This is a genomic window from Clostridium sp. HGF2, assembly GCF_964240115.1.
GTDB lineage: Bacteria > Bacillota_I > Bacilli_A > Erysipelotrichales > Erysipelotrichaceae > Clostridium_AQ > Clostridium_AQ innocuum.
Genome location: NZ_CAXSSO010000016.1, coordinates 52,837 through 76,141, shown reverse-complemented (window position 1 = coordinate 76,141; position 23,305 = coordinate 52,837). Strand labels below are relative to the sequence as shown.

26 protein-coding genes and 1 pseudogene are annotated in these 23,305 nt (G+C 44.3%); 22 read left to right on the top strand and 5 right to left on the bottom strand.

Going from position 1 to position 23,305, the window contains the following annotated elements:
- Window positions 1-401, bottom strand: a pseudogene (locus ACESPQ_RS19685) (transposase); the annotation flags it as partial.
- A gap of 124 nt (window positions 402-525) precedes the next feature.
- Here ACESPQ_RS19685 and ACESPQ_RS19680 point away from each other — a divergent pair.
- From ACESPQ_RS19680 to ACESPQ_RS19625, 12 genes are all read left to right on the top strand, one after another.
- Window positions 526-654, top strand: a complete 129-nt coding sequence (locus ACESPQ_RS19680) for a hypothetical protein (RefSeq protein WP_257317257.1) — start codon at window positions 526-528, stop codon at window positions 652-654.
- The gene (locus ACESPQ_RS19675) at window positions 655-1,068 is read left to right on the top strand and encodes a polysaccharide deacetylase family protein (RefSeq protein WP_002609905.1); all 414 of its coding nucleotides are present in this window, start codon (window positions 655-657) and stop codon (window positions 1,066-1,068) included.
- Window positions 1,004-1,240, top strand: a complete 237-nt coding sequence (locus ACESPQ_RS19670; RefSeq protein ID WP_038274593.1) for a hypothetical protein — start codon at window positions 1,004-1,006, stop codon at window positions 1,238-1,240. The genes ACESPQ_RS19675 and ACESPQ_RS19670 overlap by 65 nt, the downstream gene beginning before the upstream one ends.
- A gap of 113 nt (window positions 1,241-1,353) precedes the next feature.
- The gene (locus tag ACESPQ_RS19665; protein ID WP_257334898.1) at window positions 1,354-1,539 is read left to right on the top strand and encodes a hypothetical protein; all 186 of its coding nucleotides are present in this window, start codon (window positions 1,354-1,356) and stop codon (window positions 1,537-1,539) included.
- Window positions 1,514-1,687 carry a hypothetical protein gene (locus ACESPQ_RS19660; protein ID WP_156346937.1) on the top strand — a complete coding sequence of 58 codons (174 nt, stop codon included), beginning with the start codon at window positions 1,514-1,516 and terminating at the stop codon, window positions 1,685-1,687. Before ACESPQ_RS19665 ends, ACESPQ_RS19660 begins: the two co-directional genes overlap by 26 nt.
- Before the next feature lie 355 nt (window positions 1,688-2,042).
- A complete protein-coding gene (locus ACESPQ_RS19655; protein ID WP_002609910.1) occupies window positions 2,043-2,405 on the top strand; it encodes a TIGR03792 family protein in 363 nt (120 codons plus the stop codon).
- A complete protein-coding gene (locus ACESPQ_RS19650; RefSeq protein ID WP_002609912.1) occupies window positions 2,402-3,034 on the top strand; it encodes a flavodoxin family protein in 633 nt (210 codons plus the stop codon). Before ACESPQ_RS19655 ends, ACESPQ_RS19650 begins: the two co-directional genes overlap by 4 nt.
- A gap of 3 nt (window positions 3,035-3,037) precedes the next feature.
- Window positions 3,038-3,391, top strand: a complete 354-nt coding sequence (locus ACESPQ_RS19645) for a TIGR03792 family protein (protein WP_118002877.1) — start codon at window positions 3,038-3,040, stop codon at window positions 3,389-3,391.
- A gap of 13 nt (window positions 3,392-3,404) precedes the next feature.
- Window positions 3,405-4,046: a flavodoxin family protein gene (locus ACESPQ_RS19640; RefSeq protein ID WP_002609916.1), complete on the top strand. Its 642-nt coding sequence runs from the start codon at window positions 3,405-3,407 to the stop codon at window positions 4,044-4,046.
- A gap of 221 nt (window positions 4,047-4,267) precedes the next feature.
- On the top strand, window positions 4,268-5,005 hold the full coding sequence (locus tag ACESPQ_RS19635; RefSeq protein ID WP_002609918.1) for an SDR family NAD(P)-dependent oxidoreductase: 738 nt from the start codon (window positions 4,268-4,270) through the stop codon (window positions 5,003-5,005).
- On the top strand, window positions 5,002-5,946 hold the full coding sequence (locus ACESPQ_RS19630; protein WP_257334897.1) for a dihydrofolate reductase family protein: 945 nt from the start codon (window positions 5,002-5,004) through the stop codon (window positions 5,944-5,946). Before ACESPQ_RS19635 ends, ACESPQ_RS19630 begins: the two co-directional genes overlap by 4 nt.
- A 369-nt stretch (window positions 5,947-6,315) precedes the next feature.
- The gene (locus ACESPQ_RS19625; RefSeq protein WP_002609922.1) at window positions 6,316-6,582 is read left to right on the top strand and encodes a hypothetical protein; all 267 of its coding nucleotides are present in this window, start codon (window positions 6,316-6,318) and stop codon (window positions 6,580-6,582) included.
- Between the two features lie 213 nt (window positions 6,583-6,795).
- Here ACESPQ_RS19625 and ACESPQ_RS19620 read toward each other — a convergent pair whose 3' ends face one another.
- Window positions 6,796-8,733 carry a BglG family transcription antiterminator gene (locus ACESPQ_RS19620; RefSeq protein WP_002609924.1) on the bottom strand — a complete coding sequence of 646 codons (1,938 nt, stop codon included), beginning with the start codon at window positions 8,731-8,733 and terminating at the stop codon, window positions 6,796-6,798.
- Window positions 8,734-8,935: 202 nt separating this feature from the next.
- Between ACESPQ_RS19620 and ACESPQ_RS19615 the strand changes: the two genes are divergently transcribed.
- From ACESPQ_RS19615 to ACESPQ_RS19600, 4 genes are all read left to right on the top strand, one after another.
- A complete protein-coding gene (locus ACESPQ_RS19615) occupies window positions 8,936-10,246 on the top strand; it encodes a PTS sugar transporter subunit IIC (protein WP_118002876.1) in 1,311 nt (436 codons plus the stop codon).
- Between the two features lie 107 nt (window positions 10,247-10,353).
- Window positions 10,354-10,698: a PTS sugar transporter subunit IIB gene (locus ACESPQ_RS19610; protein WP_118002875.1), complete on the top strand. Its 345-nt coding sequence runs from the start codon at window positions 10,354-10,356 to the stop codon at window positions 10,696-10,698.
- Window positions 10,699-10,700: 2 nt separating this feature from the next.
- Window positions 10,701-11,039 (top strand): PTS lactose/cellobiose transporter subunit IIA, encoded by a 339-nt coding sequence (locus ACESPQ_RS19605; RefSeq protein WP_118002874.1) that lies wholly within the window; start codon window positions 10,701-10,703, stop codon window positions 11,037-11,039.
- A gap of 242 nt (window positions 11,040-11,281) precedes the next feature.
- Window positions 11,282-11,926 (top strand): HAD family hydrolase, encoded by a 645-nt coding sequence (locus tag ACESPQ_RS19600; RefSeq protein ID WP_118002873.1) that lies wholly within the window; start codon window positions 11,282-11,284, stop codon window positions 11,924-11,926.
- Here ACESPQ_RS19600 and ACESPQ_RS19595 read toward each other — a convergent pair whose 3' ends face one another.
- Entirely contained in the window at window positions 11,927-12,628 is a 702-nt protein-coding gene (locus ACESPQ_RS19595) for a Crp/Fnr family transcriptional regulator (protein WP_118002872.1), read from the bottom strand.
- A gap of 141 nt (window positions 12,629-12,769) precedes the next feature.
- Here ACESPQ_RS19595 and deoD point away from each other — a divergent pair, with 141 nt between their 5' ends.
- Both deoD and ACESPQ_RS19585 read left to right on the top strand, forming a co-directional pair.
- The gene (gene deoD, locus ACESPQ_RS19590) at window positions 12,770-13,486 is read left to right on the top strand and encodes a purine-nucleoside phosphorylase (RefSeq protein ID WP_373144794.1); all 717 of its coding nucleotides are present in this window, start codon (window positions 12,770-12,772) and stop codon (window positions 13,484-13,486) included.
- 48 nt (window positions 13,487-13,534) lie between these two features.
- Window positions 13,535-14,725: a phosphopentomutase gene (locus ACESPQ_RS19585; RefSeq protein ID WP_002609938.1), complete on the top strand. Its 1,191-nt coding sequence runs from the start codon at window positions 13,535-13,537 to the stop codon at window positions 14,723-14,725.
- 807 nt (window positions 14,726-15,532) lie between these two features.
- On the opposite strand, the gene ACESPQ_RS19580 is transcribed toward ACESPQ_RS19585, so the two are convergent.
- A complete protein-coding gene (locus tag ACESPQ_RS19580; protein WP_373144793.1) occupies window positions 15,533-17,872 on the bottom strand; it encodes an ATP-dependent DNA helicase in 2,340 nt (779 codons plus the stop codon).
- 215 nt (window positions 17,873-18,087) lie between these two features.
- Between ACESPQ_RS19580 and ACESPQ_RS19575 the strand changes: the two genes are divergently transcribed.
- From ACESPQ_RS19575 to ACESPQ_RS19565, 3 genes are all read left to right on the top strand, one after another.
- Entirely contained in the window at window positions 18,088-19,041 is a 954-nt protein-coding gene (locus ACESPQ_RS19575; RefSeq protein WP_373144792.1) for an RluA family pseudouridine synthase, read from the top strand.
- Window positions 19,042-19,433: 392 nt separating this feature from the next.
- Window positions 19,434-20,690, top strand: a complete 1,257-nt coding sequence (locus ACESPQ_RS19570) for a cation:proton antiporter (RefSeq protein ID WP_002609945.1) — start codon at window positions 19,434-19,436, stop codon at window positions 20,688-20,690.
- Between the two features lie 594 nt (window positions 20,691-21,284).
- Window positions 21,285-21,833: a hypothetical protein gene (locus ACESPQ_RS19565; protein WP_002609946.1), complete on the top strand. Its 549-nt coding sequence runs from the start codon at window positions 21,285-21,287 to the stop codon at window positions 21,831-21,833.
- 361 nt (window positions 21,834-22,194) lie between these two features.
- On the opposite strand, the gene ACESPQ_RS19560 is transcribed toward ACESPQ_RS19565, so the two are convergent.
- Window positions 22,195-22,332, bottom strand: coding sequence for a hypothetical protein (locus tag ACESPQ_RS19560; protein ID WP_002609949.1), 138 nt, complete (start codon window positions 22,330-22,332; stop codon window positions 22,195-22,197).
- Between the two features lie 132 nt (window positions 22,333-22,464).
- Between ACESPQ_RS19560 and ACESPQ_RS19555 the strand changes: the two genes are divergently transcribed.
- Complete coding sequence (locus tag ACESPQ_RS19555) at window positions 22,465-22,851, top strand: hypothetical protein (RefSeq protein ID WP_233105500.1); 387 nt, start codon at window positions 22,465-22,467, stop codon at window positions 22,849-22,851.
- Window positions 22,852-23,305 lie beyond the last annotated feature (454 nt).

Here is a 23,305-nt window from a genome sequence, read left to right as displayed (position 1 = left end):
ATCTCAGATACATCTCCCTCTATATCTGTCGTTACTGCATAGAACCCATCATACATCGCCTCTTTATCTATAGCTGCTTGATCGAGCTGACAATATTCTTCTTCTGCCACCTCACCATCCGCAGTGATCGCAGTCTTTTTTATAAATCTGGCCGGATCATTAGGGTTGCGTCTATTCTTCTTAAACTTTTTTCCATTATCATTGATTATCTTCATAGCACGTTCGATCTGTCCCTGTCTAATCTTTGCTTGATAAGCCTTATATTTAGGCGAATACGTTACGATCATCGTCTCTGATAACTTCTTTGACTCGATTGGGACTTCTTTATAGTAAATGGATCTGTATACTTCAGGATCATTTTCGTCCAGTTCTCTGAGATCGATCTGCCCTTTCGCTACCATCCTTATACTGGCTGTAAGCAGCGCCTTGTTCGCCTGTTTCTGAAGTAGGTGTAGGAATGCGCCAGAAGAAACTATCCATCAGCCTGCTGTGCATTCTGCTTCTGCTGTATGCGGGAAATGCGCTTTGCAGGCCTTTGACCATGAGGAAAGCATACCAATCATCGGCTATCATCATATCATACCGGACAGGGATTTGCAGGCCTTCTTCCCGGACAATATGTGGGTGGTCTCACTTTCTGAGTTCGAACAGTAGATGAAGCTGTTGAAGGAGGAGGGCTATCACAGCGTAACGCTGGAGGATGTGTACGCATGGAAGCAGGGGGAAAAGGAGCTAACGGAGAAGAGTATCGCCATCACCTTTGATGACGGATTTTATTCCACAACGAAATTTGCACTGCCGGTATTGAAGCGCTACGGCTTTACCGGTTCAGTTTTTGTGATAGGCTCGGCCATCGATGAGCATCATGGTCTCTATCATCCTGAAATACGCCAGCATGCTTCTCATGAGGATATGCAGGATGAACGCGTACTGCAGTATTATTCACATTCCTACGATCACCATCATAAGGATGGGGATGGCTTTCGAATCAACCAGCTGAATTATGAGCAACTGCGATGGGACCGCAAAGCAGGGCTCTATCACCTTTTATGCATATCCGTATGGTAAATATAATAAAAGGATACAGAAAATTCTGAAGGATAAAGGCACTCGTCTTGCCTTTGGATACAATGAGAATCGCAAGGCTAAACACAGTGATGATTCCTATGCACTGCCGCGTTTCAATGTAAACGCCTATACCAGACTGGATGTGTTTCGTGCCATGCTGGAAAGCAGGTAAGAAAAATACACAGATTTTCCCTCCACCATTGTAATACGCTTATGTTGGGCATCAGACATTTGCATATAGTGGATTGAGATGGATGATATCTCATATAAAGGAGAAAATCTTACATGTATAACTCAAGATGCAATTGTTCTTCCAACAGCGGACGCGGGTCTTCCTGTGCACGCAATGGAGAAAGAATTATGGTAAACCAGTCCGGCTGCAATACGGAACGCCGTTCCCGCTGCTCCTGTGTCAACACCTACCGTCCGGGATGCGGTGGAAATCATGGCAGCTATGGCTGCTCATCATAACAATGACTGCGGCTGTGGAAACAGCGGAAATTCTCAGGGCTGCGGCTGTGGAAATAATCGTCCATGCCCGCCAAGATCGTGTCCGCCGCGTCCAAGCTGTGAGGATCACTGCCGTGACCAGTATCGCCGCTGTATGAGAAACTGCTGACTGCGTAATGATGATCTGCGTGAGGATTTTGCGGAAGCATTCGACTATGATGAAACCGATAGAAACTACGAAGAATACGGTGATTAACAGCTGATATCTTTTTCAGGCGATTCATATAACAAACAGACTCCTGTATGTGATGCAGGGGTCTTCTTTTTGGTATCCGTATGAGCAAGATTATTCACTCAGCTCTGCTGCAAGGGACGTATTGCCTATGCGGGAAGTGCAAACGATGATTTGTAAGCGGGCTGATTTCAACATATGATGAAGGCGTAAGGAAAGGAGGCGGCGTATATGGTATGGAAGCAGACAGCTTATAAAAAACGGAGTCAAAAGCAAGGAAAAGGGGTGCAGTATGCAGATGGAATATGAACATAAGAAATATCCTGTAGAGCATTTGATTTTTTATTGTCGTAATGAGCAGGAAGCGATTCAATATATAGAAGCGAATGATATCTGGACAGCCGCATTATCAAAATATGACGGCTTTGTATCCACCACATCCTATCTCAACAAGGCGAATCCGGGAGAGATTCATATTATCATAATCTGGGAAACCCTGAAGGATTGGTTCGCCATTCCCAAGGAGGCTCTGGCGGATATCGGAAAACGATTCGACGAAATCTTTCCCTATCCATATAAAAATGGGCCCAGATTACATATAGAAGACAATTTCAGTACCTATAAGATTTCACATTGTGAGGTGATGGAGCGATGAAAACTATGATCTTTGTTGGTTCTGCGAATCGTAACGGACATACGATGGCACTGGTAAATGAGCTTTGTACACATCTGCAGGGCAGCATTGAAATAATCAATGTATTTGACTATCTGGATGTCAAGCCATGTATTGATTGCGGATATTGTCATAAAAATCCCGGCTGTATTTATCACGATGCATTTGCGGATATTCTGGAGAGAAGCTTTGCGGCGGACTGCTTCGTTGTTGCCAGCCCTATGTGGTTTGGAAATGTATCCGGTCCCATGATGGCATTTTTCTCCCGTCTGCAGACGATCACCTCCGGACATATTTACCGAAAGGATATGCAGCATAAGTTTGATAAAGCGGGCGTGTTTCTGATGTGTGGAGAGGAAAAGTGGCACAGTATGGCGAAAACGATGGAAACGACTGCCGAATTCATTTTCAATCATCTGGACGCACTGATTCTGGATACGGTATATGCGCAGGCAGTTGATCGGGTAGCGGCAGGAGAAGCGATGCAGGATATTGTAAAATGCAGGCGGGCAGCCGAGGCTTTGCATACATGGTATTCGGATAAACAGTCCAATGCCTATTATAAGTACGGATATGCATCAGAGAATTATGTTCGTCTGGAGAAGGATTAGCCTATGTATACAGCAAAAAAGGGAACCATGTATCCGGTAAAGCGATTCGTGCTCGAGCTGGAGCAGGAAAAGAGTGTGGAAGCGTTTCTGAAATTGGATGCAAAGATATGGACAACGTTTTTGAAGCAGCAGAAGGGATTTGTTTCAAAGCAAATCTGGAGACAGGATATCGCGCCGCGGGTACTGCATATCATTGTCACCTGGCGGTCAATGGAAGAATGGGAACAGATAATGGAGCGGGAATGGGAAAAAACTGCCGCAGCATTTTCTAAAGCATTTGGCAATGGATACAGCCTTATTGAGGAACATCCTGCAGCGAAGCAGGATGTATATGAATGCAGTTCGTTTATCAAATAGGAAGAGGTGACTTATGAAGGTACTTGTATTAAACGGTTCACCGAAAAAGAGTGGACAGACGATGCTCTTGACAAAGGAGCTGACAGCCAGCATACACGGAGATGTGGAGATCATCCATATTTATGATTATATGCCGCTTAAGCCTTGTCTGGGCTGTCAGGCATGTAAGAAAGAAAGGGTCTGTGTACAGGAAGATTATTTTCAGCAGATTCTTGAACAAATAGAAGCAGCGGATTGTATTATTCTTGCTTCACCGATGTGGTTCGGAAATGTATCCGGACCGATGATGTCATTTCTATCCCGCCTGAATATCCTGCGCAATGGATATGAGGTGCGCAGGGACAAGCAGCATACATGGCAGAAAGCGGGTATCCTTGTTTTGACAACCGGAGCCCGCTGGAAAAGTATGGCAAAGTCTGTAGAAGCCACGGTGGAATTTTATTTTCATGAGATGGATGCTCTTATGCTGGGGGGAATCTATGCCAATAAAACGGATATCCTTTCGTCCGTAGAAAATAAATATGCAATGCAGCAATGCAAACACATCGCCAATATCGTGAATGCATGGGGCAAGGATAAGGCAGCGGGAGAGGATTGTGCCTATGGTTACAGCTCCTGGAATTACATGGAGTATGACCGTAATCGCATAGCATAAGGAAGGCAGTACAGATTAGCAGGATATGGACAGCTGAAAAGCATACATCCAAGCATGCTGTCTGACTCCTGGGGGCCTGCACTTTCATAAAAGATGCAGAAAGCAAATGTATTGATTTTCCGGGGAAGAGGAAGCGGAAATGCGGGAATGATTGAGTAGCTACAGATGCGAAGACATCGTCAGTATGCAGCCTTTGCTGTATAGGAAGGGAGAAAACAGCTATGTCAGAATTGCAAATGCAGGGACGTGTGGCACTGGTCAGCGGGGCTGCCAGTGGAATGGGAGAGGCTGTCGCAAGACGGTTTCTTGCCATGGGGGCAAGCGTGGTCGGCTTTTCTTTGGAAAAGGAATGCGGCATTGACCATAAAAATTTCCGGTATATTTCCGGTGATATTACAGCTTATGCGGCTTGTGTCGATGCTGTTAGCAGGACAGTCACGGAGTTTGGAAAACTGGATTCTCTAGTAAATTGTGCGGGAATCGTTCATGAGGGAGGTCTGGAAACGACAGATCCCATGGTGTTTGAGCGTGTGTTACGCATAAATACCTGTGGTACCTTTTATATATGCAAAGCAGCAATCCCATATCTGAAAAAACAGAAATCGACGATCGTGAACATTTCCAGTGATATGAGTATTAAGCCGCTTGCGGACAGAATTGCCTATAATCCAAGCAAAGCGGCTGTCAATATGCTGAGTGAATGCATTGCACTGGAATATGCACCGATGGTTCGCTGCAATGCGATACTGCCGGGCATTATTGATACCCCTATGATTCAAAAGCGCTTAGCGGCAGCTGCACAGCCAAAGCAGCTGCAAAAGGAATACCAAGGTCTGTATGCCTTGCAGCGTATCGGCACCACAGAGGATATTGTCGACAGCGTCGTATTTTTGAGCACTGCACAATCGGATTGGATAACAGGCATCTGTCTGCCTGTATGCGGAGGACCTGCGGTATGAGTGATTTTTTGAAGACAGCATTTGATTATGAAAGCATGCAGCTGAAATGCCTGTATCGAAACGAGGATATCGCGCTTGTGCAGACCGGTATCGAGGATGAGCATTTACGTACCGTATATTCCGCACCCTTGAAATTTCCGGTGCATCCGCAGGACCGCCCGTATTTGTATTGCTCTCTTGTTACCTCTGTTGATGGCAGGATTGCATTTCCGGACGCTGCTGAGGGACCCTTTATCGCAAGCAAAAATTATCTGGCAAAGGAAGGCAGTGCTGCGGACTGGTATACGTTGAATGTTCTGCGCGCAAGTGCAGATGCGATTCTGTTTGGTGCTGCGACTTTGCATAATGAGCCTTCCGGAACCGGACATGTGTATGATGCCTCGCTGGAGGAATCCCGTGTGAGAATGGGGATGCAGGAAATCCCGTGGAATATTATTCCAACACTGGATGGCAGTGATGTGCCGTTTCATCATATAGAATTTACCTGCGGGAAAATTCCGGTGATTTTTTACACTACGCCAAAGGGAGTGCAGCGCTGTGTTCATAACTCCCTGAAGCCTGTGGAAATCATCGACAGTCTTGAAGCGTGCAGACAGACGCTCAAGCCGGAAAAAAACTATATCGTCGTCACAGGAGCTGATGTTATGGACAATGTTTTGGGGATGCGGATGCTGAAGACATTGGGCTTGCAGCGCATACTGGTAGAATCACCCTCATTAACGCATTTGCTGCTGCAGGATGCATTACTGGATGAGATGTTTCTGAATTACTCCTGTGTCTATCTGGGAGGGGATGCATTAACCATAGGAAAGCATTTTCAGAGCTTTGATAGTGTACATCATCCGCATACCTCCCTGATCAGTGTATATCTGCATTCCAGTCATTATATGTATCTCAGACACAAGGTTCTGTATGGTATCGGAGAAGGCCGTGAAGAATAGCTTTTACCCGGAACCGATACTGGAAATACAACCAGTGAGGTGCTATTGCGTATACGGATGCGTAGTTAAGCATGGACTATGAGGTCTGAAGTGGCGGCTATTCCGGGAACATCAGCCAACGATTCGGACAGAGTACACAAAGTATCTAGCGAGTCAGTCAAAGCGGCAGCAGGTGTCTGCCAAAAGCTGCCCGAAAGAAGAAAAAAGCGGACCGGGAAAATATAAAACGCATTTGTGCCTATCCTGTGGAAGATGGACTGATGAAACTCGCGTATTATCGTAAAACATCCTCAATAACACGAAGACAGCCCGGTGATAGCAGGCGGAAGAAACAGCGCCTTAAGGCTGACAATGAAAGGGGGCATTTCTATGTCCGTTTCTGTATTTGATGCAGTATATAAACAGATTATCCGTTATGTACAGGTGGTATTCCTATGTACGATGCTGGTTTTTCTCTATAGTGCCATACGCTCTGTTTTTGCTGTCCTGCCTGTTCCCTGTATCCTATCTCTGCTATGTGCTGCTCTGTTTGGCTGGCTGATTTGGAGAATGCAGTGCGCTGTGAAAGGTAAAAACCTGAAGAAAATACCCTTTTTATTGAGAGTATTGATACATTTGTTAAGAAAGCTGTATTAGGTTGTATCTGCCGCAGCAGAAGCTTTGTGCATGTCGAATCCGTGAATGTGCAAAATACCCTCTCGGAAAAAAGACTATCAACAGCGTTCCTGCTGTCGTGATATGCAGAAGCAGAGAAATCCTTGTATCTTCACCTTGTATGCATATACAACAAAAAAACTCAGGTGTGATCCGTAAGGATGATCCTGAGTTTTTGCTGTTGTTTTCATGCGGTCATTTCAATATTTTTTTGAAATGCGTAAAAATCAGTCTTTTTACATCCTCCGATGTCTGACATTTGTATAATCGGTTGACATGCTGGTTGGAAGAGCTGATATCCACAATCACCTTGTAGATGATGTTTAGTAAGTGAATATCCTCCTTTGCGGTCACGATCAGAAAGGCGCATTTGATTTTGTTTTTGTGCCACTGCATGGGGGTATGGAATTTCGCAAACAGAATTCCGGATTTCCTTGCGTTGTTTTCTGTGGTGTGGGGAAGGGCAATGCCTGTTTCAAAGGATGTGGAAAGCAGTCTTTCCCGTTCCATCAGCTGATCGTAAAAGGTATCCGATACGTAATGGAGATCCTGCAAAGTCTGACAGCTCTGCAAAAAGAAATCGGAAACACTCTCACAGGTGTTTTGAAAATCCAGAATACTCTCGTGAAAAAAATATTGAAATATACGCTCGAAATATGCGGTTTGCTTGATTTCAAATAACGGAGTGCATACCTTGCGTATATTCGCTATGTTCAAAGAGGATAAAGAAGAAGATATGTACAGGGTTTCCGTGTCGGGGAGTGTAATGTTTCGGGACGTAGTGATAACCAGATCAAAGCTTGCTGCTTCTGTTTGCTGTATCAGCTCACTATATTGCAGGATCGGCTGTATCTTGAAGCTGATGTCCTGCAGGGATTCGCCGATTAGTTCCTTGAGGTTGTTCAAAATGGCATAGCCTTCATTGACATACAACAGGATATCAAGGGCAAAGGACGCATACAGATCCTCCCTCAGATTTTTCAGAGGACCGATTAGATAAACCACCAGATAGCTGATTTCAACGTTGGTAAATTGCAGGGATTGCTGCTGGGAAAACAAATTCGATATGAAATATGCGACATCGAAAAGAAAGGTATAATTCATACGGATATGCTCAAGCAGGGGATTGTTGATGTGGATACCGTTTTGTATCCGGATGAGAGCGGTTTTCAGATGAGTCATGAGATCCAGAATCAGCTTTTCATTGGAAAGCAAATCCAGACAGTATTGCTGCTTAACCTCCTGTAAAATCTGAACCAGTGTCTGATAATCCGGGTCCTGCATGCTCACCTGATGCTTTATATTGGACTCCAGCATACTGATCTTTATGAAGGGTGAAATCAGTGAATCAAAGAGCGTTCTAAGACGAATGGAATCATGGATATCGTATTCTGCAGCCACCTTGCAAAAGAATGCGTCGAATTGATTGAGATAAGCTTGAAATTCCGTATCCATTTCCTTGATGGGAATCTCGTCATAGCATAAATACTGTTCTGTTACGATACTGCTGATAAGCAGAAGGGAATTATAGGTCAGATACCGGTTATACACAGCCGGGGAAATCTGTTCCTTCATATGCGTTATCATGGATGTCAAACGGATTTGGAAAAAGCAGGATTGAAAATCCATGATATGATCGTAAAGATCAAAGCTATGAAAGTAGGCATCCAGAAAGAGGGAGGCATTGTTGGCATGATCGATGACATAGACGTATTCTTCCTTTTTCTCGATGAAAATATCGAATTGCGAATACTCTGTCAGAATGGTTTTGATGGTTTCCAGATCATGCAGCATGGTGTATTCGGATATGTAAAATTCATCCGCCAGATCATAATACGAAAATGCTTCCTGATTATGCGTGAGAAGCAGTACCAGCAAATGATGGATGCGCTGTTCATTGGACATATAAACGGCTTTATTTGCTTCGTTATATACAAAATCCTTGGCAATATGGTATCCTTTGTTTCGATTGGAAAGTACGCTGTTGCTTTTCTCTGTATTGATAAAGCTGATATCATTGCGGATGGTTCGCAGGCTCACATGGAAGAGCTGAGCCAGTTCATTTCCTGTAATCCATTTGTTCTGCGTATAAAGGTACATCAGGATTTCATCCTGCCGCTTCAATAAAGCCATGACAATACCTCCGTTTCCTGATCATGTATAAATGCGTGTTTGTCCTGTATGATATAGATTGTACAGGTATATGATACCAGATATCTCCGCAATTTGCATTCTTTTAAAAATTGGATGATTGCACAAGGAGGAGGTGCAATTTTAGATTGGATAATGAAGCATGAGTGGATTATGATTAGATTAGAAAGAGAGGAGCAAACGTATGAAAAAGTTAGAACAAGTATTATCAAAATGGCTGTTGCCGATTGCCGCAAAGCTGGAACAGAATCCGCAGCTTGCTGCTGTGCGGCGTGGTATGATGACCTTGGTTCCGGTTACGCTGGTAGGCTCTATTCCTACAATCTTTTCCCAGCTGCCGTCCATACCCGGTATGCCGAAATGGTTTGTTGACGCTACTGTATTTCTGGGGGAAGTGACACAGCCTATGCAATTTGCCACAATGGGGTGTCTGGCATTGTATGTTGCTGCATTTGTCGGGTTTTACTATTCTCAGCAAAGGAAGGTATGGGACATCGGATCCATCGTAACTTCCATTATCGCTTTCATCATCATGGGGACGTTGTATGATCCCGAAACCGGTGCGACGATTACTTCCTATTACGGAGGTACGGGGATTTTTACAGCCATCGTGTTTGGTTTGATTTCCGTTGAGATATTACATATCTTCCGTAATAAGCTGCATTTTACCATCAATCTGGGAGCTGGCGTTCCCACACCGATTCTGCGAAGCTTTGAGAACCTGTGGCCGATTCTGTTTTCCATCCTGATTCTGATCGTCTTTAAATACGGTGTTGAGAGTGTGAGCGGTGTAGCAATGGTACAGCTGATCGAAAAGCTGTTTTCCCCGCTGACAGCTTCGGTAAATACGCTGGGAGGACTTGTCTTTATCTTATTTATACAGCAGCTGTTATGGTGGTTCGGGATTCACGGCTATGCCGTCATGGCACCTGTTTGGATGGCTGTCGCATTTGCGAATGTGGATATCAATGCCGCAATCGCGGCAGGAACTTCAAGCGAGGCCATTCGTGTTTTAACACCGAATTTCATGTGGGATATTGCAGGGACTACAGGCTCCGGTATCTGTGGTGCAATCTGTATTCTGATGATTTTCTCCAAAGCAAAACGATTCAAATCCATCGGAAGACTCTCTATCATTCCGGAATTCTTCGGAATCGGCGAATCCGTCCTGTTTGGACTTCCTGTTATTTTGAACCCGATTATGTTTATTCCGTGGCTGATTTCAACACCATTGGCTGCGGTGATCGGATGGATTGCGATCGAAGGCGGATTTATGGCACCGTTTAGTCTGGTCGGTCCCTACATTCCGTTGCCGTTTGGCGCATGGGTTGCCTGTATGGACTGGAAATATCTAATTGTCTGGGCGATCATCATTCTGGTAAATGTCGCATTGTATTATCCATTCTTTAAAATTGTAGAGAAACGGGCATTGGATACGGAACAGAGTAAGGTCAGGGATACGAGAACCTTGGAAGATATCGAATTCGATTTCTAGGAGGAAGACGTGTGAATGGATATCGGTTGATAATAAAAAAGCGAGCTGAAACAACATATATGCAATATTTGTGCCCGTGCGCAAGGTGCGGGGGAATGGAGTAAAAAATGAAAATATTATTGGTGTGTTACGGAGGTCTTTCCACCTCGATGCTGGTAAATCGTATGAAAACGGCGGTTGCTGAATCTAAGAATCTACGAGATAAAAACATTGTAATCGAGGCATGGGGAAAGGAAGAATACTATGAAAAGCTGGATGATACCCGCATTATCATGCTGGGACCACAGGTATCCATGCTGCAGGAAGAGGTAAAAAAGGTGGCGCTGGATCACGGCTATGATGTTCCGGTTGTGGTTATTGATAAGGATCACTATGGTGCAATGGAGGCTGTGCCTGTATTGCTGGCGGCATTTGATGCCATGAAAGCACACAAAGAACAAAAGGGGGGATAGACATGGAAGAGCTTATGCTGGAAGCATTTAAGATTATCAGTGAAGCCGGGAATGCATCCGCATTGTTTCTGAAAGCAGTGGCTGCTGCGGAAAATGAATGCTTTGAAGAGGCGGAGGTCCAGCTGCACACAGGGAATGAATCTCTTGTGGCAGCTCACCAGCTGCAGACCAGGCTGCTGCAGAAGGAGGCGAGCGGCTGTGTGAGTGAGTATTCACTTATCATGGTCCATGCGCAGGATCATTTAATGAATGCGATTTTATTAAAGGATATGGCGAATTCAATCATAAAGCTGAATAGGAAAGTAGCGGCTTTCACAGAAGCCGTGCAGCTGCAGAATTGACGAGGGAAAATGAGGAAATTCACTTTGGAAGGTTTTTTCCGGATGATTTTCCTCTTTTTCTTTGCAATCTGCATGATCTTTCAAGTACGGAAAGAAAAGCAGCTTCAAAACGATTATGATATATACAGATGTTCTTTTTCATTTACGAAACAGTAAAGATTCAACGCACAATGGTTGCACCGGGATATTCTTTTGTATATAATAAGGGGCAATATAATAGAATAATACGAAGGAGGTTTCTTATGAATGATATAAAACATGTCGTCTGGGATTGGAACGGTACGCTGCTGGATGATATTGATGTCAGTATGGAAGCGTTGAATACCATTCTGAAAAAGGCACAGCTGCCTCTGGTTCTGGATAAAGGGGAATATCGGAAATATTTTCAGTTTCCTGTGATAGAATATTATAAAAAAGTCGGCTTTGATTTTGAAAAGACACCGTTCCCCATGCTTGCGAAGGAATATATGCGATATTATCAGCCGCATAGTATGGATTGCTCCCTGCATGATGGCGTAACGGAAATGCTGGCGCAGCTGAAGCAGAAGGGCATGCATCAGTATCTGCTGAGTGCCAGTGATTTGCATTTCCTGCATGAACAGCTGGATAACTATGATATCAAACAGTATTTTGAACAGGTACGCGGTCTGGATAATATCCATGCGGCATCCAAGGCAGAGCTTGCGAAGCGCTTTGTGCAGGAAAGCGGTCTGAATCCGCAGGAGGTGGTCTTTATCGGAGACAGTGTACATGACAGTGAGGTTGCCCATGGTGCCGGCTGTCACTGTATTTTGATAGCCAACGGACATGAGGACAAGAGCAAGCTGGAGAAGACCGGCTGTGTCGTTGTCGATAACATTCGCCAATGTGAATCTCTCATGGCATAATCAGGAAGAGAAGCTGGAGGTTTCCAGTTCTTTTTTTATCGCTATGCGCTGCTGCTCACTGATTTGCAGCTTGCCGTGGATGCAGTCCACAAAGCCTTCCTGTGACAAGGTGAAAATAATGCGGTTACAGGTACGCACACTACAGCCGATGGAAGCTGCAATCCGTTCCCGGGTCGCAGGAATCCTTCCACCACTCTGTCCATTGGAACGCAGCAAAAACAGAAGCAGGCGTGTGCGATTATCCATAAACAAATACTGCCGCTGAAGCTGCGTCTGCACAGACAGCTCCTTCATCAGCATCTGCGTACGCAGAAACAGGGCGTTTGCATCACTCTTCATCCAGTGCAGATAGGAGGCAGCACTCAGTCTGGCGCAGCATGAGGCTTCCATCGTTTTCAGCGTCACATAGTGTCCCTCTATGCCGGTGAACAGCTCATAATCGCCGACGATATCCACCGGGTGCAGCTCCGTAAAGCTGTAAGGAATATCCACGACCCGCTCTTCGATTGCCTGCAGACGGCCATCCAGCAGCACAAATACCGGATTGCTGGTCTGGTAAGTGGAAATCAGATTTTGATTCTTACGTAGACGGATCAGCTGCATCTGCTGCAGCACCTCAACGGGACAATTGGCAAACAGCTGCTTCAGCAGACTGTGATGGCATTCCTTTGTTTCCTCTAATAAATCCTGCAGGGCAGTCATAAAATTCACCTTCTTTTCAAAAAGAGGACAGATGTCCTTTTTTTATTAACTGCTCCTATAGTATGATACTATTGTAAAAAAAGCAAGCAGGATGTATGGGAATCTGCTTTGCGTAAAACCTATGTAAAGGAGGAAGTATTTATGTCAACACCACATAACGCTGCTGCCAGCGGCGACATCGCCAAGACTGTACTCATGCCGGGGGATCCGCTCCGCGCCAAATTCATTGCAGAAACCTATTTGGAAAATCCGGTACAGTTTAACACGGTCCGCAATATGTTCGGATATACCGGTACCTATAAGGGAAAGAAAATCTCTGTCATGGGAAGCGGTATGGGAATGGCAAGTATTGGAATCTATTCCTATGAGCTGTATAAATTTTATGAGGTAGAAAACATTATTCGAATCGGTAGTGCAGGAGCCTACACGGAGACGCTGAAGCTGTTTGATCTGGTACTTGCAGACAGTGTATGGAGTGAATCCACCTTCGCGAAGGCACAGGCGGATGTCGACGGTGATATTCAGACACCGAGTGCTGAGCTGAATGCTGAAATAGAAGCAGCGGCCGCAAGGGTGAACAAACCGCTGACAAAGGCAAGAATTCATTCCAGCGATGTTTTTTATCATGAGGACAACGTGGACGGACACCGGGAATTTTTTGAAAAGCATGGCTGTGTATGTGTTGAAATGGAAAGCTTTGCTCTATTCCACAATGCCAAAATTTTAAACAAGCGCGCTGCCTGCCTGCTGACCATCAGCGATTCTCTGGTTACACATGCAGAGACAACTGCACAAGAGCGTCAGACATCCTTCCATGATATGATGCTGGTTGCACTGGAAACAGCTGTGGCATTATAACATACGACAGGAAAGCAGGTTATAAATAAAACACACAAGGAGGTTAACATGAAACCATATAAGAGGATTTTTACAATCGTCATAGATTCTCTCGGTGTCGGTGCGATGCCGAATGCGGCGGAATATGATGATGAGGGCTGTGATACGCTGGGACATATTGATGCAAGCATGCCGAAGTTTCATATTCCGAATCTGGCAAAGCTGGGACTGGCAAACCTTCATCCGCTTAAGCATGTGGCACCGGCAGCCGAGCCCCTGGGTTATTATACGAAGCTGCTGGAAGCCAGTGTCGGCAAGGATACGATGACCGGACACTGGGAAATGATGGGACTGCATATCACGACACCGTTTAAAACCTTTACGGAAACCGGCTTTCCACAGGATTTGATCGATGAGCTGGAAAAACGTACAGGGCGTCATATTATCGGAAACAAGTCTGCCAGCGGAACTGAGATTCTGGACGAGCTGGCAGAGCAGGAAATACAAAACGGGGATCTGATCGTCTATACCTCAGCGGATTCTGTTCTGCAGATTTGCGGAAATGAGGAAACGATGGGTGTGGAGACTTTGTATCATTACTGTGAGATCGCAAGAGAACTGACCATGCGTCCGGAGTGGATGGTGGGAAGAGTCATTGCGCGTCCGTATACCGGAAGTAAAAAAGGGGAATTCAAACGCACCAGCAACCGTCACGACTATGCATTGAAGCCGTATGGGAAAACAGCGCTGGATGCGCTGAAGGAAGCCGGGCTGGATGTAATCAGCATTGGAAAAATCAAGGATATTTTTGATGGTGAAGGCATTACACAGGCTCATAAATCCAAGAGCAGCGTGCATGGCATGGAACAGACGATTGAGGTCATGGAGCAGGATTTCCACGGCTTATGCTTCGTCAATCTGGTTGACTTTGATGCATTGTGGGGACATCGCAGAAATCCGGTCGGCTATGGAGAAGAGCTGGAGCGCTTTGATGAGCTGCTGGGAGTTGTTCTCAATAAGCTGCAGGAGGATGATTTATTGATCATTACTGCAGATCATGGGAATGACCCAACCTATAAGGGAACGGATCATACTAAGGAAATGGTTCCGTTTCTGGCATACAGCCCGCGTATGGAAGGACACGGACTATTGCCGGTAAGTGATACCTTTGCCATGATCGGAGCCACGATTGCGGATAATTTTGAGGTATCCATGCCGAAGAACACAATAGGAACAAGCTGTCTAAAACAATTGAAATAAGGTACTGACGAAAACACCAAAAGGTATCTGCAGAGAAGGATTGTAGGAATGAAACCGGGAATTCTGCTGCTGATACCTTTTTATTATGTATAAAAGAAACTATCCGGACAATTAAATGGCAGGGCTTTAGCTGCTGCGGACACAAAGACTACGATTTTATTCTTATGAATGCTGTTTTCTGAAAGGGCATGGGTTTTCATAGTCCGCTGTGATAAAATGTATTTAAGAAACATAAGAATCTGAGATGGAGAAGTAGGAATGCAGGGGGGATGAAATTATCATCAAGCCGCATCATTTTATAGATATCATAAAGCTGTATGGCGCCGGTATTGAACGATTTATACCGGATGAAACCATGGGACATGATTTCTATAAAGTCGCAAATGAACTTATCAATCATCCGACAATCAATGTAAAATTAACCGTCTATGATGATATATGTAGGCCGTGTAAAAAATATAATGGCAGGTGTGTTGATGCGTTGACATCCATTTCCTGATATACAGGCAAGGATGCTTATAATAAAACATTGGATGAAAAACTTATCAGACTGTATACTTTAACTGCTGAAAAATATTCAGCATTGCAGCTTTGTTCGATACTCCTTGAAAAGAAAGCGTTTATATATACTGTCTGGAATGAGGAAGAGCCTGCTTTCACACAAAACGATATGCTTTATTTGTAAAGGGGGTAAATAAATTTTTAGATGGAAAATAGAATTTGCGATAGACATACACGGTGAAATCACGATGCCAGCTCCAATCCCATAAGAGAGGATCCTGAAGGTGGAAATACAGGCTGCCTACATCAGCTGTTTTGCTGCCAGAATTGTTTTACAGCCGCATGCAGACGGGTTGGATCATTGATAATTTGAAACGGCCGCATGTGTTCTGGTAACAGCCGCTGATAAAACGGTGTGGTGAAGCGCTCGTCAATGAGTAACACGATACCGATATCACTGTGCGAGCGAATAACACGGCCGGCAGCCTGCAGTACCTTATTCATGCCCGGTACCTGATATGCGTAGGCATACCCCGTTTCGTTAACCTCATCAAAGTGCTCACGCAGCAGCTCCTGCTGTGGATTGACCTGCGGAAGTCCTACACCGACAATGATCGTACCGATCAGCTTTTCCCCCTTCAGGTCTATTCCTTCAGAAAACATGCCGCCTAATACACAGAACAGAACATGCAGTTCTTGTGTGGTATTGAAGTGTTCAAGAAAGTGCTGCTTCTCTTCTTCCTTCATACCACTTTCCTGCAGGGATACGTGAATATCAGGGAACTGTTCACAAAAGGTCTGGGCAACCTGCTTCATATAGGCATAGCTTGGCAGAAAAACAATGTAATTTCCTGTTTTGGCCTGCACCGCTGCGTGAATCATAGCGGCAATCGGGTGCAGGGAGCTATCGCGGTTTCGATAGCGGGTGGAAATGGCGTCACACAGGACGATTTTACGCTTTTCTGCCGGGAATGGAGAAGGAAGAAACAGCTTTCTGGTCTTTCTTGTTCCACCCAGCAGATCGAGATAATAATCAATGGGAGAAAGCGTCGCAGAAAAGAAGACAGTGCTTTGTCCCATGGCACAGGTTTCCTTTAATGGATGTGCCGGATTCAGACAGAGCTGCTTCAGTACGATATCACTGCTCTGCTTTTCATAACAGGTGACAAAATCCTCATCATAAAACTCGGAAATCCGGTTGTAGTTTATGCATGAAAAATACAGATCGCGTAATTCTTCATCCCAGGTATCTTCATGCTCACTCTGCAGATAGATATCCATTTGTTCAATCACATCTGCCAGACGCTGCCTGATGGAAGAAATCGGTTCCTTTTGGTGAATAAAATTCTGTCCTTCCTCTTCGCACTGCTTTTTTAACCGCAGGAATTCACGGTTGACAGCGCGCAGTGCCGCATGCAGCGGCTTGCGTTGCTTTGGGATATTGCGGGCTGCCGCAAGAAACGCCGACTTATTCAGCTCACAGCTGTACATGCTTCTGGCACGATCCACCAGATTGTGTGCTTCATCCACCAGAAAAATATAGTCTCCCTTTTCCATAAAAAAACGTTTCAGATACACCCGCGGATCAAATACATAGTTATAATCACAGACAATCACATCCCCATACAGACTTGCATCAAGGCTCAGCTCAAAGGGACAGATCAAATGCTCCTTTGCTTTTTTTTCAACGGCCTCACGATCGATGAACTGTGTTTCCTGCAGCAGCTCATACAAGGCATCCTGACAGCGATCATAATAGCCCTTTGCATAGGGACATACCTCGGGGTCACAGTTACGCACATCCTGAAAGCAGATTTTATCCTTGGCTGTGATTGCCACGCTTTTAAAGGATACCTCCTGGTTGTAAAGCAGTCGCAGAGTATCATAGGCAACTGTGGCCGTTACATTTTTCGCACACAGATAAAATACCTTTTCCGCCTTTCCCTCTCCAATTGCCTTCAAAGACGGAAACAGGGTGGAAATTGTCTTTCCGATACCGGTTGGTGCGGAGGCGAACAGCTTTTCCCGATCCAGAATGGTTTTGTATACGGCGACTGCAAAGTCACGCTGTCCGCTGCGATAATCCGGAAACGGAAACTTCAGCTCCTTCAGTGTTCTGAAAGAGCTGATTTTCAAATCTCTGCTGAGTGCTGCCCACTTCACATAGCGCCGCAGCGTATCCATATAGAATGCCGCCAGCTCCTCCCGTGTTTTCTCCTCGTCAAACTGCTTGATTTCCTCGGTATCAATCTGATAATAGGTCATCTGGATGCGAATGGAGGGAGCAACGTGCTCAGCCAGATACATATGGCCATAGCAATAGGCCTGTGCGAGATGGACCATGACAGGCTCGTTCAATTCGGAAAAGGAAATCGCGGTTGTTTTGATTTCCTCGATCGTCACCTGATCGTCCTCCTTGCGTACACCATCCGCTCTGCCTTCAATTTCAAACAGGATATCATCCAGTTCACTGGACAGCTTCAGAAATACTTCGCTTTCATAGTCCCCCTGTGCAGAGCTCTGCAGCATGCGATGAATACGGCTGCCCAGATTCGCCCGCTCGATGGATGGCGCTGTGGATACCAGATCACCGCCGATCCATACCGATTCTACCAGAGCGCGTACGGACATTTTGCATCGATACATACGCATCCCTCCTCCTGTTTCACTTCTGTACTGTAATTTTAGTCGTTTTTCTATGATTATGCAATGCAAGTACGCTATAATATACAGGGAAAAGATAACAATTCATGAAAAAATGCTTTCTTCGTGCGGATACCGCATAGGATCTGTTTCTGAAAGCCTGCAGTATCTATCAGGGATTTGCTGTGAATTGATATCATGAAAGGTGAGGAATGTGTATGAAAGAATTCATTATCAATGAAAACGATGCGGATCAGCGTGTGGATAGGTTTATACAGAAAACGATGAAGACCATGCCCAAGAGCCTGATGTATAAATATATAAGGAATAAGAAAATCAAGGTGAACCGGAAACGCTGTGAGATTTCCCAGCGACTGCAGGCGGGAGACACCATGCAGTGCTATATCCCCGAGGAATTTTATGAAGCAGCAACCGTGCGCAGCTTTCTGCAGGTTCCAAATACACTGGATGTGGTCTATGAGGATGATGCTGTCCTGCTGATTAACAAGCCCAAGGGACTTCGCGCACACAGTGACACCAGTGAGGTGCAGGATAATCTGGCAGACCGCCTGCTGCATTATCTGTATTGTAAAAAAGAATACGATCCAACCACCGAACAAAGCTTTACTCCTGCCTTGTGCCATCGTATCGACCGAAACACGCAGGGGCTGGTAATTGCGGCTAAAACAGCTGCGGCTCTTCGCTGCATGAATGAAAAAATCGCACTTCGTCAGGTGGAAAAGAAATATCTGTGTATCGTACAGGGGAAATTGAAAAAAAAGCAGGATCATATCGTACTGTATCATCGAAAGAATGAGCAAAATACGGCGGAGGTTACCGATTGTGAGCGGGAAGGCTATACACGCATGGAAACAGGCTATCGTGTTTTGCAGGAGGCGGAACGCTACTCTCTTGTTGAGGTGGAGCTGCACAGCGGTAAAAGTCATCAGATTCGAGCTCTTATGAGCTGGCTGGGACATCCTCTGCTGGGCGATGTAAAATACGGAGCGAGGAAGACAAAAGAGAAGACTTATCAGGCACTCTGTGCGTACCATGTGGCATTTCATTTTCAAGGGGATGCGTGCTGTCTTCAGTATCTCAACGGCAGAGCATTTGAGCTGCAGGATACCGATATTGAGCGGCAGTTTGCGGATATCGCAAGACCGTTTTGAAATGTTATAACGGCATGCTTTTGACTCTTTCAAAGATACGGTTCTTTGAAAATCGTAAAATCCTATGAGCCCGGTGTACCCATAGGACCTGTAGCATTCCCCCATCTTCACCGGTTTCATGTAAAATCACATGCAGAAGACTTACTCTGCTAGAGCTTCATCACAGATATCGACAGGAAACAGTATGCAATAAAATGACTGGCCAAGGATCATGACTTTTATGAACATTGCGGCCTGTGCTAGAAACGTATGAATATCATATATACACTGTCTGGTTGATCATTGAATCGCTGCACTGGAAATAAATACCGGATAGAATTTGGGTGAAATCGCTTGCTTTTATGAAAAAGGGGTGTATAATCAGTTAAGTTGAAAATAAAAGGAGAGAGTTTATGGAATCTTATCGTTACCTGCTGGACGTGGCGCTGATTCTGCTCAGTACGAAAGTATTCGGACTGCTGACAAGAAGAATCGAAATGCCGCAGGTCGTTGGGGCGCTGGTTGCAGGACTGCTGCTGGGGCCGGCATGCTTTAATATCGTACAGGAATCGGAATTCCTGGATCATATTGCGGAAATCGGGGTTATCGTACTGATGTTCTCCGCCGGTCTGGAAACAGATATATCCGAGCTGAAGAAAAGCGGCAGAAACAGCTTTGTCATTGCCGTTATCGGTGTACTGGTTCCGCTGATTGCCGGTTATGTGCTGGCATCCTTCTTCAATACGGAGCCGGAGGCATTTCTGCAGAACATGTTTATCGGCGTCATTCTGACGGCAACCTCCGTCAGTATCTCAGTGGAAACGCTGAAGGAGATGGGGAAGCTGTCCACACCGAGTGGCAATGCCATCCTTGGGGCGGCTTTGATAGATGATATTTTGGGAATTGTCGCATTGACCATCATTACCGGTATGGCGGATACATCCGTACAGCTAACAGAGGTTATGCTGAAAATCGTTGCATTCTTCGTACTGGCAATTGTTGTTGGCGTGTTTGCACGCAAGGGAATCGAGAAGCTGTTTGACCGTTATCAAAAGGTTCACCGCCGTTTCTCTATTCTGAGCTTTGCCTTCTGCCTGCTGTTCGCCTATGTTGCAGAAGCGTTCTTCGGTGTTGCGGATATCACCGGGGCGTTTATCGCAGGGCTGATCATCAGTGGGACAAGCCGCTGCAACTATGTACAGATGCGTATTGAAACACTATCCTATCTGCTGATATCACCGGTCTTTTTCGCCAGCATCGGCTTAAAGGTTGTGCTGCCGGAAATGAGTACCAGCATTATGATATTCTCTGTACTGCTTCTGGTACTGGCGATTCTGACAAAGATTGTCGGATGCGGTCTGGGGGCCAAGCTTTGCCGATATGAGAATATTCAGAGCCTGCGCATCGGCATCGGCATGGTATCCCGCGGGGAGGTCGCTCTGATTGTCGCCAGCAAGGGCATAAAGGTTGGCTTGATGAATGAGGCATTTTTCGGCCCGATTATCATTATGGTTGTACTGACAACTGTGATAACCCCGATTCTGTTGAAAATCGTATTTAAGGATCGTGAAAATGACCCGGATGTATATGCATCCTCGGAGCTGATTGAAGATTACGAGAAAATCGAGCAGAACGAAAAGCTGGCACAGAAGGTGCTGGAGCAGAGCTGATAGCTTTCGCAAGCTGTGCAAAGAGCAGGAAGTTGGACAATCATCGGATGTATTACATGCAATATTGCTTTCCTATATAAATAAAGAAGAGGATACCCACGGTTATAAATATAGGAGAGAAGATCCACGCAAATTCAAATTAGCAGCCTTATCTATATAGATATAAAGTAATATCCACGAAAACTTCAACGTGGCGGGCTTTATCCATTCGGATGAGGTCTGCTTTTTTTTGTACAGCTGTATGAGCTTGACATTGCAGCTGTAATTGCTGGGACCATACAGTACCAGCTTACGCATTCCCTGTAAGATATCCATGTACAGACAGCGTGTTTTCTTCATGGAAATGATCAGCTGTGCGTGAATGAAATGCTTTATTGCAAGGGGATGCAAGCTAGCATTACAAATTAAATGTCTGCTATGTGGAAAGGATAAAAGCAGTAATCTCTTGAGCCCTCTGCCTGTGTGTGCCTCTTTCATGGTTCGCAAAATGCACTGCGAGATATTCTTTTTACAATCGTTGAAAAAAATTCAAGGAAAAAACGGAATGCCTCCTAGTGAATATCAAAAATGATATATTCGTAGAAAGAGGCAATCGTGCATTTAGAAAATGAACGTTATATCGCCACCTTTACAGCGCAGGATGGCGAAATTGAAAGCTTCAAGAATAAAGAAACAGGTATGGAATATATGTGGCAGGGAGATGAAACCTACTGGAAAGGGAAAAATCCAACGCTGTTTCCCCTGATCAGGAGCACCTTCGATCACGGAAACTATACCATTGACGGGAAAACCTATCATATGAAAAATCATAGTCTGGTTCGCTATGAAGACTTAGAAGTGAAAACACAGAAGGACAAAATTATTATGGTTTTGGACAGCAATCCCAAGTTGCTTGCAAAGTATCCCTTTGAGTTTCATTATGAAATAGAATATGTATTGCATTATAACTGCTTGAATATCACCTATCGTATCACGAATACCGGTAAACGGGATATGCCGTTTATGCTGGGGGCGCATCCGGGCTTTAATTGCCCGCTGTGTGAGGATGAGGTGTATGAGGATTATACGTTCTGCTTATCAAAACACGAGCATATGGAACAGCTGGTTTTTGACCACGAGAAAAAAAGCCGTACAGCGGGTTGAACTGCAGGAAATACCATGTGACTACTCTTTGTCTGTATCCAGTCATTGTGAAGGCATGATGTCATTGAAACCGGAAGAGACATTTACAGCCGGATATACAATAGAGGTGTTTCTGATAAGTATCCGATTTTCACTGCTTGATGTATTGTGGGTTTAACAGAAGCCTGTGTTTCTATTGTAAGGTGTACAGATCAAGCTCCTGCTTATTTCAAAGAAGCACGAAATTATCATAGACTTTCAAAAAGGAGTAATATAGTTCAAAATGAACCGATTACTCCTTTTCTGATAGTTGAGCATTACTGGAATGCTTTCAGCGATAATAACATTAAAATAAAATTTGAAAGAAATGGAGCTGCCGGTATTATTTCTTTTCATATTTCGGAAATACTCCTGCTATGATAAAAACAAAACCGATGAGTGCTAAAAAAGAAGTTTCTTCACTGGAAATTAAAATAAGAGCAAAGCCCAATATTACACTCCTGATTTCATATGGTTTCATAAGTATTCACCCTCCTCCACTATTATATTTAATTATACCATATAGAGTGTTTTATAAATAGTCTTATATTTTATAAAATACGTGTTATTTTTTAAATAGAGGATAGCTATATAAAAGTGAGGAGGGAAAAATATGAAAAAGACACTTATTGCGATGTTATCTATCTCTATGCTATTTGGATTTTCACTATCAAATGGCAGCATAAGCGCAAAGTCCCGGCAAGATACATCAGAAGCAAATAATATTATGGAAGCATTAAAAGATTATGAGTATAGAGAATTAACTTATGAGGAGTATGTTCAAGCAGTAGCTGAAGCGGAGCATATAACTTATAACGCAGCAGAAGCCAGAGTGAGCTTAGGAACAAGAGGTAATACAAGAGCAGCGACATATGGTGAATTTACTAGATATTATGACCTTAATGATGCCCCTTTAAATAGTTATAAAATAAATACGGGGGTTTGGCAACATGGTATTCTCCTAGTTCCAGTGAACCTTGGAGTTCACGGAAATGGATGACAATTCATGCTACACTTCTTGAACCTGGTGAAAACGTAAGAGGATTTACGTATTATTCAAAAAACGCATCAATAACAAGTAACTATATTATCAATTATTATGCCAGTGAAAAATATTATATCTTTGAGCAACCTTCAAAATCCGGTACTATAAATGATATCTTTGCAATTTAATTCTATGCGATTGAGAAAATGTACTCCTTTGGGATGTTTAAAAGGTTTGGCGTAGTACGGTTATAACTGTAAAAATAGGTCTTAAGTCCTTTATCTAAAGGGCTTAGGACTTTATTTTTATTATTTGTTCAGCTTTGCACTCTACTTGAATTTATAGTAATTAAGAGAATTTATGTTTTGTTTATATTTTACATAATTGAAATTTTTATGCACGGGATCCGAAACCGCATATAGAAAAGCAGCTTTAAGACAGCTTTTTAAATCGGAAACAACATCCGACA